Origin of the sequence: Clostridium pasteurianum (assembly GCF_001705235.1) — a bacterium.
GTDB classification, from domain to species: Bacteria; Bacillota; Clostridia; order Clostridiales; family Clostridiaceae; genus Clostridium_S; species Clostridium_S pasteurianum_A.
On the sequence record NZ_MCGV01000001.1, the window covers coordinates 2,870,836 to 2,883,999 of the forward strand.

The 13,164-nt window shown below is 34.1% G+C and carries 28 protein-coding genes; all 28 read left to right on the forward strand.

Going from position 1 to position 13,164, the window contains the following annotated elements:
- Positions 1-34: 34 nt before the first annotated feature.
- The 28 genes from rplC to rpsK all read left to right on the forward strand — a co-directional run bounded on the left by rplC (position 35) and on the right by rpsK (position 13,136).
- Positions 35-664 (forward strand): 50S ribosomal protein L3, encoded by a 630-nt coding sequence (gene rplC / locus BEE63_RS12815; RefSeq protein ID WP_066021756.1) that lies wholly within the window; start codon positions 35-37, stop codon positions 662-664.
- Positions 665-687: 23 nt separating this feature from the next.
- Positions 688-1,308 carry a 50S ribosomal protein L4 gene (gene rplD / locus BEE63_RS12820; RefSeq protein ID WP_066021757.1) on the forward strand — a complete coding sequence of 207 codons (621 nt, stop codon included), beginning with the start codon at positions 688-690 and terminating at the stop codon, positions 1,306-1,308.
- Positions 1,308-1,604: a 50S ribosomal protein L23 gene (gene rplW, locus BEE63_RS12825; RefSeq protein ID WP_066021758.1), complete on the forward strand. Its 297-nt coding sequence runs from the start codon at positions 1,308-1,310 to the stop codon at positions 1,602-1,604. Before rplD ends, rplW begins: the two co-directional genes overlap by 1 nt.
- A gap of 53 nt (positions 1,605-1,657) precedes the next feature.
- On the forward strand, positions 1,658-2,491 hold the full coding sequence (gene rplB, locus BEE63_RS12830; protein ID WP_066021759.1) for a 50S ribosomal protein L2: 834 nt from the start codon (positions 1,658-1,660) through the stop codon (positions 2,489-2,491).
- 68 nt (positions 2,492-2,559) lie between these two features.
- A complete protein-coding gene (gene rpsS, locus BEE63_RS12835) occupies positions 2,560-2,841 on the forward strand; it encodes a 30S ribosomal protein S19 (RefSeq protein WP_066021760.1) in 282 nt (93 codons plus the stop codon).
- A 29-nt stretch (positions 2,842-2,870) separates the two neighbouring features.
- Entirely contained in the window at positions 2,871-3,206 is a 336-nt protein-coding gene (rplV, locus tag BEE63_RS12840) for a 50S ribosomal protein L22 (RefSeq protein ID WP_066021761.1), read from the forward strand.
- Positions 3,207-3,222: 16 nt separating this feature from the next.
- Positions 3,223-3,894, forward strand: a complete 672-nt coding sequence (gene rpsC / locus BEE63_RS12845; protein ID WP_066021762.1) for a 30S ribosomal protein S3 — start codon at positions 3,223-3,225, stop codon at positions 3,892-3,894.
- Between the two features lie 17 nt (positions 3,895-3,911).
- Entirely contained in the window at positions 3,912-4,355 is a 444-nt protein-coding gene (gene rplP, locus BEE63_RS12850; protein ID WP_066021763.1) for a 50S ribosomal protein L16, read from the forward strand.
- Entirely contained in the window at positions 4,345-4,548 is a 204-nt protein-coding gene (gene rpmC / locus BEE63_RS12855) for a 50S ribosomal protein L29 (RefSeq protein WP_066021764.1), read from the forward strand. Before rplP ends, rpmC begins: the two co-directional genes overlap by 11 nt.
- 22 nt (positions 4,549-4,570) lie before the next feature.
- A complete protein-coding gene (rpsQ, locus tag BEE63_RS12860; RefSeq protein WP_066021765.1) occupies positions 4,571-4,825 on the forward strand; it encodes a 30S ribosomal protein S17 in 255 nt (84 codons plus the stop codon).
- A 25-nt stretch (positions 4,826-4,850) separates the two neighbouring features.
- Positions 4,851-5,219 (forward strand): 50S ribosomal protein L14, encoded by a 369-nt coding sequence (rplN, locus tag BEE63_RS12865; RefSeq protein ID WP_066021766.1) that lies wholly within the window; start codon positions 4,851-4,853, stop codon positions 5,217-5,219.
- Between the two features lie 16 nt (positions 5,220-5,235).
- Positions 5,236-5,556, forward strand: a complete 321-nt coding sequence (gene rplX / locus BEE63_RS12870) for a 50S ribosomal protein L24 (protein ID WP_066021767.1) — start codon at positions 5,236-5,238, stop codon at positions 5,554-5,556.
- A gap of 22 nt (positions 5,557-5,578) precedes the next feature.
- Entirely contained in the window at positions 5,579-6,121 is a 543-nt protein-coding gene (gene rplE / locus BEE63_RS12875; protein ID WP_066021768.1) for a 50S ribosomal protein L5, read from the forward strand.
- Positions 6,122-6,136: 15 nt separating this feature from the next.
- Positions 6,137-6,322 carry a type Z 30S ribosomal protein S14 gene (locus BEE63_RS12880; RefSeq protein ID WP_010966399.1) on the forward strand — a complete coding sequence of 62 codons (186 nt, stop codon included), beginning with the start codon at positions 6,137-6,139 and terminating at the stop codon, positions 6,320-6,322.
- Positions 6,323-6,353: 31 nt separating this feature from the next.
- Entirely contained in the window at positions 6,354-6,752 is a 399-nt protein-coding gene (rpsH, locus tag BEE63_RS12885) for a 30S ribosomal protein S8 (RefSeq protein ID WP_066021769.1), read from the forward strand.
- A 26-nt stretch (positions 6,753-6,778) separates the two neighbouring features.
- Positions 6,779-7,318, forward strand: a complete 540-nt coding sequence (gene rplF / locus BEE63_RS12890; RefSeq protein WP_066021770.1) for a 50S ribosomal protein L6 — start codon at positions 6,779-6,781, stop codon at positions 7,316-7,318.
- 21 nt (positions 7,319-7,339) lie between these two features.
- Positions 7,340-7,693: a 50S ribosomal protein L18 gene (gene rplR / locus BEE63_RS12895; RefSeq protein WP_066021771.1), complete on the forward strand. Its 354-nt coding sequence runs from the start codon at positions 7,340-7,342 to the stop codon at positions 7,691-7,693.
- 23 nt (positions 7,694-7,716) lie between these two features.
- Positions 7,717-8,214, forward strand: coding sequence for a 30S ribosomal protein S5 (gene rpsE, locus BEE63_RS12900; protein ID WP_066021772.1), 498 nt, complete (start codon positions 7,717-7,719; stop codon positions 8,212-8,214).
- A 12-nt stretch (positions 8,215-8,226) separates the two neighbouring features.
- The gene (gene rpmD / locus BEE63_RS12905; RefSeq protein ID WP_066021773.1) at positions 8,227-8,400 is read left to right on the forward strand and encodes a 50S ribosomal protein L30; all 174 of its coding nucleotides are present in this window, start codon (positions 8,227-8,229) and stop codon (positions 8,398-8,400) included.
- A gap of 23 nt (positions 8,401-8,423) precedes the next feature.
- The gene (gene rplO, locus BEE63_RS12910; protein ID WP_066021774.1) at positions 8,424-8,864 is read left to right on the forward strand and encodes a 50S ribosomal protein L15; all 441 of its coding nucleotides are present in this window, start codon (positions 8,424-8,426) and stop codon (positions 8,862-8,864) included.
- 1 nt (position 8,865) lies between these two features.
- Positions 8,866-10,149, forward strand: coding sequence for a preprotein translocase subunit SecY (gene secY, locus BEE63_RS12915; RefSeq protein WP_066021775.1), 1,284 nt, complete (start codon positions 8,866-8,868; stop codon positions 10,147-10,149).
- Positions 10,150-10,172: 23 nt separating this feature from the next.
- A complete protein-coding gene (locus tag BEE63_RS12920) occupies positions 10,173-10,820 on the forward strand; it encodes an adenylate kinase (RefSeq protein ID WP_066021776.1) in 648 nt (215 codons plus the stop codon).
- Entirely contained in the window at positions 10,821-11,570 is a 750-nt protein-coding gene (gene map, locus BEE63_RS12925; RefSeq protein WP_066021777.1) for a type I methionyl aminopeptidase, read from the forward strand. It abuts the gene before it with no gap.
- A gap of 15 nt (positions 11,571-11,585) precedes the next feature.
- Entirely contained in the window at positions 11,586-11,864 is a 279-nt protein-coding gene (locus BEE63_RS12930; RefSeq protein ID WP_066021778.1) for a KOW domain-containing protein, read from the forward strand.
- Between the two features lie 7 nt (positions 11,865-11,871).
- Positions 11,872-12,090, forward strand: coding sequence for a translation initiation factor IF-1 (gene infA / locus BEE63_RS12935; protein ID WP_010966389.1), 219 nt, complete (start codon positions 11,872-11,874; stop codon positions 12,088-12,090).
- A gap of 15 nt (positions 12,091-12,105) precedes the next feature.
- A complete protein-coding gene (rpmJ, locus tag BEE63_RS12940; RefSeq protein WP_017753001.1) occupies positions 12,106-12,219 on the forward strand; it encodes a 50S ribosomal protein L36 in 114 nt (37 codons plus the stop codon).
- 121 nt (positions 12,220-12,340) lie between these two features.
- A complete protein-coding gene (gene rpsM, locus BEE63_RS12945) occupies positions 12,341-12,718 on the forward strand; it encodes a 30S ribosomal protein S13 (RefSeq protein ID WP_066023230.1) in 378 nt (125 codons plus the stop codon).
- Positions 12,719-12,740: 22 nt separating this feature from the next.
- On the forward strand, positions 12,741-13,136 hold the full coding sequence (rpsK, locus tag BEE63_RS12950; RefSeq protein ID WP_066021779.1) for a 30S ribosomal protein S11: 396 nt from the start codon (positions 12,741-12,743) through the stop codon (positions 13,134-13,136).
- Positions 13,137-13,164 lie beyond the last annotated feature (28 nt).

Genomic DNA, 13,164 nt, shown 5'->3' on the forward strand with positions numbered 1-13,164 from the left:
CGCAATCCGCTAATACGTTTGGGAGGTGCAGAACATGAAAAAGGCAATACTAGGTAAAAAACTTGGTATGACACAGATATTTAATGAAGAAGGAAAAGTTGTTCCTGTAACAGTTGTAGAAGCAGGTCCATGTGTAGTAATTCAGAAGAAAACTTCAGAAAAAGAAGGATACGATGCTATACAGGTTGGATTTGGAGACTTAAAGGAAAAACTTGCTAATAAACCTGTAAAAGGACATTTCGCAAAAGCAAATGTTTCAGCTAAAAAATTCATAAAAGAATTTAGATTAGAAGATGTAAGCAGCTATGAATTAGGTGCTGAAATAAAGGCTGATGTATTTGCAGCTGGCGAAAAAGTTGATGTATCAGGAGTTTCAAAAGGTAAGGGCTTCCAAGGTACAATAAGAAGATGGGGAGCACATAGAGGACCTATGGCTCACGGATCAAAATTCCATAGAGCAGTTGGTTCAATGGGAGGATCATCAGATCCATCAAGAACTTTTAAAACTAAGAAACTTCCAGGACATATGGGCCATGTTAATACAACAGTATTAAATGTTGAAGTTGCAAAGGTCATTCCAGAGAAGAATCTTATATTAATAAAAGGCGGAGTTCCTGGACCAAATAAATCATTTGTAATGATAAAGAATTCAGTTAAGGCTTAGTTTTTAGGAAAGGAGGATGCAGAATGCCTACAGTAGAAGTATTCAATAAAGAAGGTAAAAAAGTTGAAGACATTGAGTTGTCTGATAAAATTTTTGGAGCTAAAATTAGCGAAAGTTCAGTTCACCAGGTTGTAGTTGCACAGCTTGCAAATAAGAGACAAGGAACACAAAGCGCTAAAACTAGAACAGAAGTTTCTGGAGGTGGAATAAAGCCTTGGAGACAAAAAGGAACTGGTAGAGCAAGACAGGGTTCAATAAGAGCACCACAATGGATTCATGGTGGAGTTGTATTTGCACCAAAGCCTAGAAATTATAGAATTTCAGTTCCAAAATCAATGAGAAGAACAGCAATGCTATCAGTTCTTACAAGCAAAGTTAATGAAAAAGAAATGATCGTGCTTGACGAATTAAACATGGAAACACCTAAAACTAAGGAAATAGTTAACATGCTTAATGCTTTTGAGACAAAGAAAGCACTTATAGTTGTAGCTGAATCTGATAAAAATGTATATAAATCAGTTAGAAATATACAGGGTGCAGCAGTAATACCTGCTAATAATTTAAATGTGTATGACATATTAAAATATGAGAAGTTCATAGTAACTAAGGATGCTGTATCAAAGATTGAGGAGGTGTATGCATAATGTATACAAATAGCCATGATATAATAAGAAAACCAGTTATAACTGAAAAAAGTATGGCTGAAATGGCAGACAAAAAATACACCTTTATAGTAGACCCACATGCAAATAAATCACAAATAAAAAAAGCAATTGAAGAAGTCTTTGGAGTAAAAGTTGAAAAAGTAAACACTACTAATATACTTGGAAAAACAAAGAGAGTTGGAGTGCATGTCGGTAAGAGAGCAGACTTCAAAAAAGCAATGATTAAATTAACTGAAGACAGTAAAGCAATAGAATTTTTTGAAGGAATGCAATAAAAAAGCAGTTATTGGTGTAATACCAGAAAAGCTGAAAAAAAGGAGGAATAAAAATGGCAGTTAAAGGCTTTAAGCCTACTTCTCCTGCAAGAAGACAGATGACAGTTTCTACATTTGAAGAAATAACTACTGATGTACCAGAAAAGTCATTATTAGTTTCTTTAAACAATAGAGCAGGAAGAAATAACAATGGTAAAATAACAGTTCGTCATAGAGGCGGCGGAAACAGAAATAAGTATAGAGTTATAGATTTTAAAAGAAATAAAGATGGAGTGCCAGCTAAGGTTGCTACAATAGAGTATGATCCAAACAGAACAGCGTATATAGCATTATTAGTATATGCTGATGGTGAAAAGAGGTACATAATTGCTCCTACTAAATTATCAGTTGGAGATACTGTTGTATCAGGTCCAGATGCGGACATAAAAGTTGGTAATGCGCTTCCAATAAAAAACATACCTGTTGGTACAATAATTCATAATATAGAATTAGCAGCAGGAAAAGGTGCACAATTAGTAAGATCAGCTGGTTCATCAGCACAGCTTATGGCTAAGGAAGGAAACCATGCACAATTAAGACTTCCAAGCGGTGAGATGAGATATGTTAGAATTGAATGCAGAGCTACAATTGGAGTTGTATCAAATCTAACACACGAAATTGTTAACATCGGTAAAGCTGGAAGAAAGAGACACATGGGAATAAGACCAACAGTAAGAGGTTCTGTCATGAACCCTAATGACCATCCACACGGTGGTGGAGAAGGTAAAGCACCAGTTGGTCGTCCAGGACCAGTAACACCATGGGGTAAACCAGCATTGGGTTACAAGACTAGAAAACATAAAAAGTATTCTGACAAACTTATTGTTAAGAGAAGAAATGATAAGTAGTTTTGAAGAGAATAATATGTTCTCTTCCTACTATTATCTATATAGGTTTATGAAGGGAGGCCAACAAAGTGAGTAGATCAATAAAGAAGGGACCTTTTGTAAAAGAATCTTTATTAAAAAAGATAGTGGAAATGAATAAAAACGGCGAAAAGAAAGTTATAAAAACTTGGTCGAGAAGTTCAACTATTTTCCCTGAAATGATAGGTCATACTATAGCTGTTCATGATGGAAGAAAGCATGTTCCTGTTTATATAAGTGAAGATATGGTAGGACACAAATTAGGAGAATTTGTTCTTACTAGAACGTTCAGAGGTCACGGAACTACAGAAAAGACGACAGCAGTTAAGTAAGAAAAGTAGTGGAAAGGAGGTAGTTTTTTATGGAGGCTAAAGCTATAGCTAAATACGTTAGAATGTCCCCACTGAAAGTTAAGATCGTTCTTGATTTAATAAGAGGAAAGAATGTAAATGAAGCATTCGCAATACTAAAATATACACCTAAAGATGCTGCAGTTGTTATAAACAAAATATTAAAATCTGCAGTAGCAAATGCTGAAAATAATTTTAATTTAGATGGAAATAAATTATATGTTTCTGAAGCTTACGCAGGTCAAGGACCTACCTTGAAAAGATTTCAACCTCATGCACAGGGTAGAGCATTCAGTATAAAGAAAAGATCAAGTCACATAACAGTGATTGTAAAAGAAAGAGATTAAGAAGGAGGGAAATATATTGGGTCAGAAAGTTAATCCGCATGGTTTAAGAGTTGGCGTCATCAAAGACTGGGACGCAAAATGGTATGCAAATAGTAAGAATTTCTCATATTACCTAGTACAGGATAATAATATAAGAAAATTCATTAAAAATAAGCTTTCAAATTCTGGAGTTTCTAGAATAGAAATTGAAAGAGCAGCAAAGAGAGTAAAAATTAATATATATACTGCTAAGCCTGGTATGGTTATAGGCAAAGGCGGTCAAGGAATTGAAGCTTTAAAGAAGAGTTTGACTTCTTTAGTTGAAAAAGAAAATATTATTATTAATATAGTAGAAGTTAAAAATAGTGAAGCAAATGCACAACTTATGGCTGAAAATATAGCTCAACAGCTTGAGAGAAGAATATCTTTCAGAAGAGCAATGAAACAAACAATACAAAGAGCTATGAGATCAGGAGTTAAGGGTGTAAAAACTTCTTGTGCTGGAAGACTTGCTGGAGCAGAAATAGCAAGAACTGAACAGTATCATGAAGGTACAATTCCACTTCAGACTTTAAGAGCTGATATAGATTATGGATTTACAGAAGCCAATACTACTTATGGTAAAATAGGTGTAAAAGTATGGGTTTATAGAGGTGAAATTCTTCCAACTAAAAAAATTGAAGGTAAGAAGGAAGAAGCTAACGCATAAGGGAGGAGGAATACGTTATGTTAATGCCTAAAAGAGTTAAACATCGTAAAGTTCAGCGTGGCAGAATGAGAGGCAAGGCTACAAGAGGTAACTTTATTGCTTATGGTGAGTATGGACTTCAGGCTACTGAATGTGCTTGGATAACAAGTAACCAAATAGAAGCTGCCAGAATAGCTATAAATAGATATGTTAAAAGAGGAGGAAAACTTTGGATAAAGATTTTCCCTGATAAACCAGTATCTCAGAAACCAGCTGAAACTCGTATGGGATCAGGTAAAGGTGCACCAGAGTATTGGGTAGCAGTAGTTAAACCTGGTAGAATATTGTTTGAAATGTCAGATGTTACTGAAGCTCAAGCAAGAGAAGCATTTAGACTTGCATCACATAAACTTCCTATAAAGACTAAGTTCGTAACTAGGAAGGACTTTGAAGAAATGGGTGGTGAAGCAAATGAAGGCTAAAGAATTAAGAGAAAAAGCATCTGAAGAATTAACAGCACAATTAGTTGATTTAAAGTCAGAATTATTCACATTAAGATTTCAATTGGCTACAGGTCAGCTTGAAAATCCAATGAGAATAAAGGAAGTTAAAAAATCAATAGCCCAAATTAAAACCATCCTTAGAGAAGAAGAATTAAAAGCGTGTGAAAATTAATATTTGGAAGGAGGCTTCTATTTTGGAAAGAGGAGACAGGAAGACAAGAATTGGAAGAGTTGTATCCGACAAAATGGATAAAACAATAGTTGTTGCAGTTGAAACAAAAGTTCGTCATCCTTTGTACGGAAAAACTGTAAATAGAACAACTAAATTTAAAGCTCATGATGAAAATAATGAAGCTAAAGTTAATGATAGAGTATTAATAATGGAAACAAGACCATTATCTAAAGATAAGAGATGGAGACTTGTAGATATAGTTGAAAAAGCTAAATAATTTATCCAGAAAGGAGGATATTTAGATGATACAAGCACAAACTATGTTGAAAGTTGCAGATAATTCTGGAGCTAAAGAAATAATGTGTGTTAGAGTATTAGGTGGTTCCAAGAGAAAATGGGGAAACATTGGTGATACAATAGTTGCTAGCGTTAAAAGTGCAACACCAGGTGGAGTTGTCAAAAAGGGTGAAGTAGTTAAAGCAGTTGTAGTTAGGTCTGTCAAAGGCTTAAGAAGAGCTGACGGTTCATATATAAAATTTGATGAAAATGCAGCAGTATTAATAAAAGATGATAAACAGCCAAGAGGTACTCGTATTTTTGGACCTGTTGCCAGGGAGTTAAGAGATAAAGAATTTAATAAAATATTATCATTAGCACCTGAAGTTCTATAGTAGGGAGGTGGCTTTTATGGCTAATAAAGTTCATGTTAGAAAACAGGATTCAGTTGTTGTCGTATCTGGTAAAGATAGAGGCAAGATTGGAGAAGTATTAGCAGTTAATCCTAAAAAGGGAACTGTTCTAGTTAAAGATGTTAATGTAGTTGTAAAACATCAGAAACCAAATAAGCAAAATATGCAGGGCGGTCTAATAAATAGAGAAGCTCCAATAAATAGTTCTAAAGTAATGTTATACTGCACAAAATGCAAGACTGCTACAAGAATCAGTAAAAAGGTACTTGATGACGGAACAAAAGTTAGAGTATGCAAAAAGTGCGGAGAAACATTTTAAATTCTGAAAGGAGGTACATTTAATGGTTCCAAGACTTAAAGAAAAGTATGAAAAAGAAGTTATTCCAGCATTAATGGAAAAATTTCAATATACAAATATTATGGAAGTTCCAAAGATTGAGAAAATAGTTATAAACATGGGCGTTGGAGAAGCTAAGGAAAATCAAAAGGTTTTAGAGTCAGCTGTTGCTGATATGCAGTTAATCTCAGGTCAAAAGCCTGTTTTAACAAGAGCAAAAAAATCAGTAGCTAACTTTAAAATAAGAGAAAATATGCCTATAGGATGCAAGGTTACATTAAGAAAGAACAAGATGTTTGAGTTCGCAGATAAATTAATGAATATAGCATTACCAAGAGTTAGAGACTTCAGAGGAGTGTCAAGTAAGTCTTTCGACGGAAGAGGAAATTATGCACTAGGCATTAAAGAGCAATTAATATTTCCAGAAATAGAATATGATAAAATAGATAAAGTTAGAGGTATGGATGTAATTTTTGTTACAACTGCCAAGACAGATGAAGAAGCAAGAGAATTATTAAAATCTCTTGGTATGCCATTTGCTCAATAATAAGGAGGGAAAAATATGGCACGTAAAGCTTTAATAGAAAAGTGGAAAAAAGAACCTAAATATTCAACAAGAGCTTATACAAGATGTAAAATATGTGGAAGACCACATAGTGTGCTAAAAAAATATGGAATTTGCCGTATTTGTTTTAGAGAACTTGCATATAAGGGTGAAATACCTGGATGTAGAAAAGCAAGCTGGTAGTTGAATTATTGATCGAAAGGAGGCACAAATTATGGTTATGACAGATCCAATAGCAGATTTATTAACTCGTATAAGAAATGCTAATATTGTTAAACATGGAGTGGTTGAGTTACCTTCTTCAAAAATTAAAAAGGCAATGGCAAACATATTGCTTCAGGAAGGTTACTTGAAAGATATAGAAGAGTACAATGACGGAGTTGTACCAATGTTAAGACTATCAATGAAATATGGAAAAGGCAAAGAAAGAATAATTACTGGTTTAAGAAGAATATCAAAACCAGGTTTAAGAGTTTATTGCAGAAAGGAAGAAATTCCTAAAGTATTAAACGGACTCGGAATCGCAATTATTTCAACATCAAAGGGAATAGTTACTGATAAAGAAGCTAGGAAATTAGGATTAGGCGGCGAAGTACTTTGCTACGTTTGGTAGTAGTAAAGAAACAGGAGGTGTATTAAATGTCAAGAATCGGTAAACAGCCAGTTGCAATACCTAGTGGTGTAACTGTTACAGTAACACCAGACAACGTTGTTACTGTAAAAGGTAAAAAAGGCCAATTAGAAAAAGCAATGCATAAGGATATAAAGATTGCAGTTGAAGATAACCAGGTTGTAGTTACAAGACCTAGTGATGATAAAAATCATAGAGCACTTCATGGATTAACAAGAGCTTTAATAAATAACATGGTCCAGGGTGTCACAGAAGGATTTTCAAAGACTTTAGAATTAGTTGGAGTTGGTTATAAAGCTCAACTAAAGGGTAAAAATTTAGTATTAAGTCTTGGATATTCACATCCAGTAGAAGTTAAAAACGTTGAAGGAATAACTTTTAAGACTCCAGATGCAAACACAGTTGTTGTTGAAGGAATTAGTAAAGAGTTAGTTGGTTCTGTAGCAGCTGACATAAGAACATTTAGAAAACCTGAACCATATAAGGGTAAAGGAATTAAGTATAAAGACGAATTCATAAGACGTAAGGAAGGCAAAACTGGTAAGTAGTAAGAAGGGAGTGAAAGGATAGTGTTAAACAAAATTCAGTCAAGAACAAGACGTCACTTAAGAGTACGTAATAAAATTTCTGGTACTCCTGAAAGACCAAGACTTGCTGTATATAGAAGTGAAAAGAATATATATGCACAAGTAATTGACGATGTAAATGGTACTACATTGGTTTCAGCTTCTACAAAAGATAAAGATTTTTCAGCTAAAGCTGGAAGTAATAAAGAAGCTGCTAAACTTGTAGGCGGAACCATTGCTAAGAAAGCTCTAGACAAGGGAATAAAGCAGGTTGTTTTTGATAGAGGTGGATACATATATCACGGAAGAATCAAAGAACTTGCTGATGGAGCAAGAGAAGCAGGATTAGAGTTCTAATATCTAATAAAGGAGGGAAATAAATGAGAATAGATCCTAGCACATTAGATCTTAAAGAAAAGGTTGTATTTATAAACAGAGTAGCTAAGGTTGTTAAAGGTGGTAGAAATTTCAGATTCACTGCATTAGTAGTTGTTGGAGATGAAAATGGCCACGTTGGAGTTGGTACAGGAAAATCAGCAGAAATACCTGAAGCTATAAGAAAAGGCATAGAAGATGCTAAAAAGAACTTAGTTGAAGTTGCTATTGTTGGAACAACAGTTCCTCATGAAATATACGGAGAATTTGGAACAGGAAGAGTTTTAATAATGCCTGCATCAGAAGGAGCCGGAGTTATAGCCGGTGGTCCAGTAAGACCTGTTCTTGAATTAGCTGGATTAAAAGATGTAAGAGCTAAATCTTTAGGTTCAAACAATCCAAGAAATATGGTTAATGCAACAATCAACGGTTTGTCAAGATTAAGGACTGCTGAACAAGTAGCAGCTTTAAGAGGAAAAACAGTTGAGGAAATTTTAGGATAGGAGGAGTAAGAAATGGCTAAAGTTTCAATAACATTAAAAAAGAGTTTAATTGGAAGAAAAAAAGATCATATAGCTACAGTTAATGCTCTTGGACTTAGAAAGATAGGCCACACAGTAGAGCATGAAGATACTCCTCAAATTAGAGGTATGATAAAAAAAGTTGATTATCTTTTAGATGTTAAATAAAGATAAAACGAGGAGGTGCAGTTATGAAACTTCATGAATTGAAGCCTGCAGAAGGATCAAAAAAATCTCCTAAAAGAATCGGAAGAGGTACTGGTTCTGGCTGGGGAAGAAATGCAGGAAAAGGAGAAAACGGTCAAAATGCAAGAAGTGGTGGCGGAGTAAGACCAGGATTTGAAGGCGGTCAGATGCCATTATATAGAAGATTACCTAAAAGAGGATTTACTAATATATTTGCAAAAACAATCACAGCTATAAACGTTGATAGATTAAATGTATTTGAAGATAATACAGAAGTAACAATAGATGCGCTGATAAATAAAGGAATAATTAAAAAAGTTAATGACGGAGTTAAGATTTTAGGTAATGGAGAACTCAAAAAGAAATTAATAGTTAAAGTTAACAAATATTCCGAATCAGCGGCTAAAAAAATAGAGGCAGCTGGGGGAAAAGCTGAGGTGATATAAAGTGTTATCAACCTTACGTAATGCTTGGAAAGTCCCAGAATTAAGAAAAAGAATTTTATTTACGCTTGCGATGGTTCTGATATACAGGATGGGTAATTTTATTCCCGTCTCTGGTGTCGATACCTCCAAGTTATTGAATTTAACGAATCAATCAGGTTCTCTTTTCGGACTCTATAATATGATGACAGGTGGAGCATTTAGTCAGTTTAGTATATTTGCGATGGGTATTATACCTTACATTAACTCATCTATCATTGTTCAACTGTTGACAGTAGCTATTCCTTCTCTTGAACAGCTTTCAAAAGAAGGGGAAGAGGGAAGAAAAAAGATACAGAAAATTACAAGGTATCTATCAGTCCCTTTAGCAGCACTTCAAACACTTACAATTTATGCTGCAATTAGAACTGCCGGTGCATTAAAGAGTAACAGTGTACTTAGTGTATTTCTAATGGTATTGACATTAACAACAGCTTCAACGTTTTTAATGTGGTTAGGTGATCAGATAACTGATAAAGGAATAGGAAATGGTGCTTCACTTATAATATTTGTGAATATTATATCTAGATTCCCATCAACTATGTATAGTATTATGAAGTTAAAGTCATCTGACAGTATAAATGTAGTTGAGGCAGTTGTAGTTGGTGCAATTGCTGTTGTATTCTTTGTTGCAGTTGTTATAGAGACATTAGCTGAGAGAAGAATACCTATACAATATGCTGGTAAGGCGGTTGCAGGAAAAGTTAGTAGAAAACAGTCATCACATATTCCTATAAATATGAATGCTTCAATTATTATAGCTATAATATTTGCTATGTCTGTTATGTTGTTTCCTACTACGATTTCTCAATTTTGGCCTAATGCTAAAGTAACTAAGTTTTTAACTGGAAGTCAGTATAGTCCATTTAAAGAAAATACAATACCATATATGTTATTGTACTTTGTACTAATAGTATTCTTTACATGGTTCTACACTCAAATAACATTTAAACCTGAAGAAATGTCTGAAAACATTCATAAATCTGCAGGATTTATTCCAGGAATAAGACCGGGTGATCCTACAACTAGGTTTATAGAAAGAGTGCTTGATAAAATGGCAATTTTAGGTGGAGTATTTGCTTCTGTCATAGTAATAATTCCTATGATAATTGAGGCTAATAGCTCATTTCAGGGAATCCATTTTGGAAGTACAGGACTTCTTATTGTAGTGGGAGTTGCATTAGAGAATCTTAGGATTATGCAATCTCAATTAACAATGAGACATTATCATGGATTTCTTAGTGAATAAATGTGTGGATAGGGATGATTTAGATGAAAATAATTTTATTAGGTCCTCCAGGTGCGGGAAAAGGAACTCAAGCGAAATTAATAAGTAGTGAATTTTCAATACCGCACATATCAACAGGTGATATATTTAGAGCTAATATAAGTGAGAAAACAGAACTTGGAATGAAGGCAAAAGGATATATGGATAAAGGCCTTCTTGTTCCAGATGAATTAACTATAGATATAGTAAAAGATAGAATATCTAAGAATGACTGCAAAGGCGGATTCTTATTGGATGGTTTTCCAAGAACGGTTAAGCAAGCAGAAGCACTTGATAAGTTTCTTGACAGCGAAAAGGAGAAAGTTGATTGTGCACTATTAATAGATGTTCCAACAGAAAAAATATTTAGCAGGATGACAGGAAGAAGAGTTTGCACTAAATGCGGAGCAAGTTATCATGTTAAATATAATCCTCCTAAGATAGAAGGAAAGTGTGATCTTTGTGGAAGTCCAGTAGTTCAACGAAAGGACGATTCAGAAGACACAGTTAAAGAAAGATTGGATGTTTATGATAGACAGACTCAGCCACTTATAGTATATTATAAAAATAAAGCAGTTCTCAAATCAGTAGATGGTACTCAGGACATAGATAAAGTTTTCAAAGATATAAAAAATGTCTTAGGAGATATGTAAATGATTATTATTAAAAATGATACTGAAATTGAGTATATGAGGCATGCAGGTAAACTGGTTGGTGAAACACTTAATATGCTTGAAGAAGCTGTAAAGCCTGGTGTAACAACTGCGGAGCTTGATAAATTAGCTGAAAGTTTTATAAGAAAGCATAATGCAGTCCCTTCATTTAAAGGATATGGCGGTTTCCCAGCATCAATATGTACATCTGTAAATGAAGAAGTTATTCATGGTATACCATCCAGTAACAAGGTACTGCATGAAGGTGATATTTTAAGTGTAGATTGTGGTGCTATATTAAATGGATACCAAGGTGATGCTGCTAGAACTTTTCCAGTTGGAAAGATTTCAGAAGATGCTGCAAAACTTATTAAAGTAACCAAAGAGAGCTTTTTTAAGGGAGCAGAAAAAGCTGTAGTGGGAAACAGACTTACAGACATATCTCATACCGTTCAAGAATATGTTGAAGGTTTTGGTTATGGAGTTGTTAGAGACTATGTAGGTCATGGAATAGGCAAAGAAATGCATGAAGATCCAGAAGTTCCTAATTACGGTAGAGCAGGTAGAGGTCCAAAACTTGTTCATGGAATGGTATTAGCAATTGAACCAATGGTTGATATTGGAACTTATAGGGTAAAAACACAGAGTAATAATTGGACTGTAGTAACAATGGATGGTAGTTTAGCTGCTCACTATGAAAATACAGTTGCTATATTGGATAACGGACCTGAGATACTGACTTTGTGTTAATAACGAGGTGAATATATGAATGAAAATTATCTTGGTAAGGTAGTTTATTCAAAAGCCGGAAGAGATAAGGATGGTTGTTTTATAATTGTTGGAGTAATTGATGACAAATATGTGTATATTTCTGATGGTGATTTAAGAAAGATTGAAAAACCAAAGAAGAAAAAATTAAAACATCTTTTCATTACAGAAATTGTTTGTAAAGATATAATGGATAAACTTAAATCCAATGATGCTGTATGTAATTCAGCCATCAGAAAATTTCTTAAGTCAGTATGTACCAGTAAGGAGGTTTGATTACCTTATGTCAAAAGAAGATGTAATTGAGATGCAGGGTACGGTTTTAGAATCTTTACCCAATGCTATGTTTGAAGTTGAACTTGAAAGTGGTCAAAAAATATTGGCTCATATTTCAGGTAAACTGAGAATGAATTTTATAAGAATATTGCCCGGAGATAAAGTAACAGTTGAGCTTTCACCATATGATTTGACTCGTGGAAGAATCACTTGGAGGGCAAAATAATAAGGAGGGTTAACCATGAAAGTAAGACCATCAGTTAAGCCGATGTGCGAAAAATGTAAAGTCATAAAAAGAAAAGGTAAAGTAATGGTTATATGTGAAAATCCTAAACACAAACAAAAACAAGGTTGATAAAAATTGTTAATATGTGTTTTAGGACGGCTGCCAACAGGATTGAATAAATTTTTGTTGCCTAAAACTTTATAATATAGATATGTAATAATATATACAAAATCAGGAGGTGTAAATGTCAATGGCAAGAATAGCCGGTGTTGATCTACCAAAGGAAAAAAGAGTAGAGATAGGTCTAACTTATATATTTGGAATAGGAATATCAAAGTCAAGAAAGATACTAGAAGCTACAAATGTTAATCTTGATACTAGAGTTAAAGATTTAACTGAAGAAGAAGTTAATGCAATAAGAGATTACATTAACAAGAACCTTAAAATCGAAGGTGACTTGAGAAGAGAAGTAGCATTAAATATAAAGAGATTAGTTGAAATAGGTTGCTATAGAGGAATAAGACATAGAAGAGGACTTCCAGTAAGAGGTCAAAAGACTAAGACAAATGCAAGAACAAGAAAAGGTCCAAAGAAAGCAATCGCTTCTAAGAAGAAAAAAGTATTATAAATAAGGAGGGAAGAGAAAAGATATGGCAGTACAAAAAGCTAAGAAAACTAGAAGAAGAAAAGAAAAAAAGAATATCGAGCACGGTTGTGCACATATTAAGTCAACTTTTAATAATTCTATAGTTACTATAACTGATGTTAAAGGAAATGCTTTATCATGGTCAAGTGCAGGTGGATTAGGTTTTAAAGGATCAAGAAAAAGTACTCCTTATGCCGCACAGATGGCAGCAGAAACAGCAGCAAAGACAGCTATGGAACATGGACTTAAAAGTGTTGATGTATTTGTAAAGGGACCAGGATCAGGCAGAGAAGCCGCAATAAGATCCTTACAGGCTGCAGGCTTAGAAGTTACATTAATAAAAGATGTTACTCCAATACCACATAATGGCTGCAGACCACCAAAGAGAAGAAGAGTCTGATATAATATAATTTATAGGAGGTGTAAAT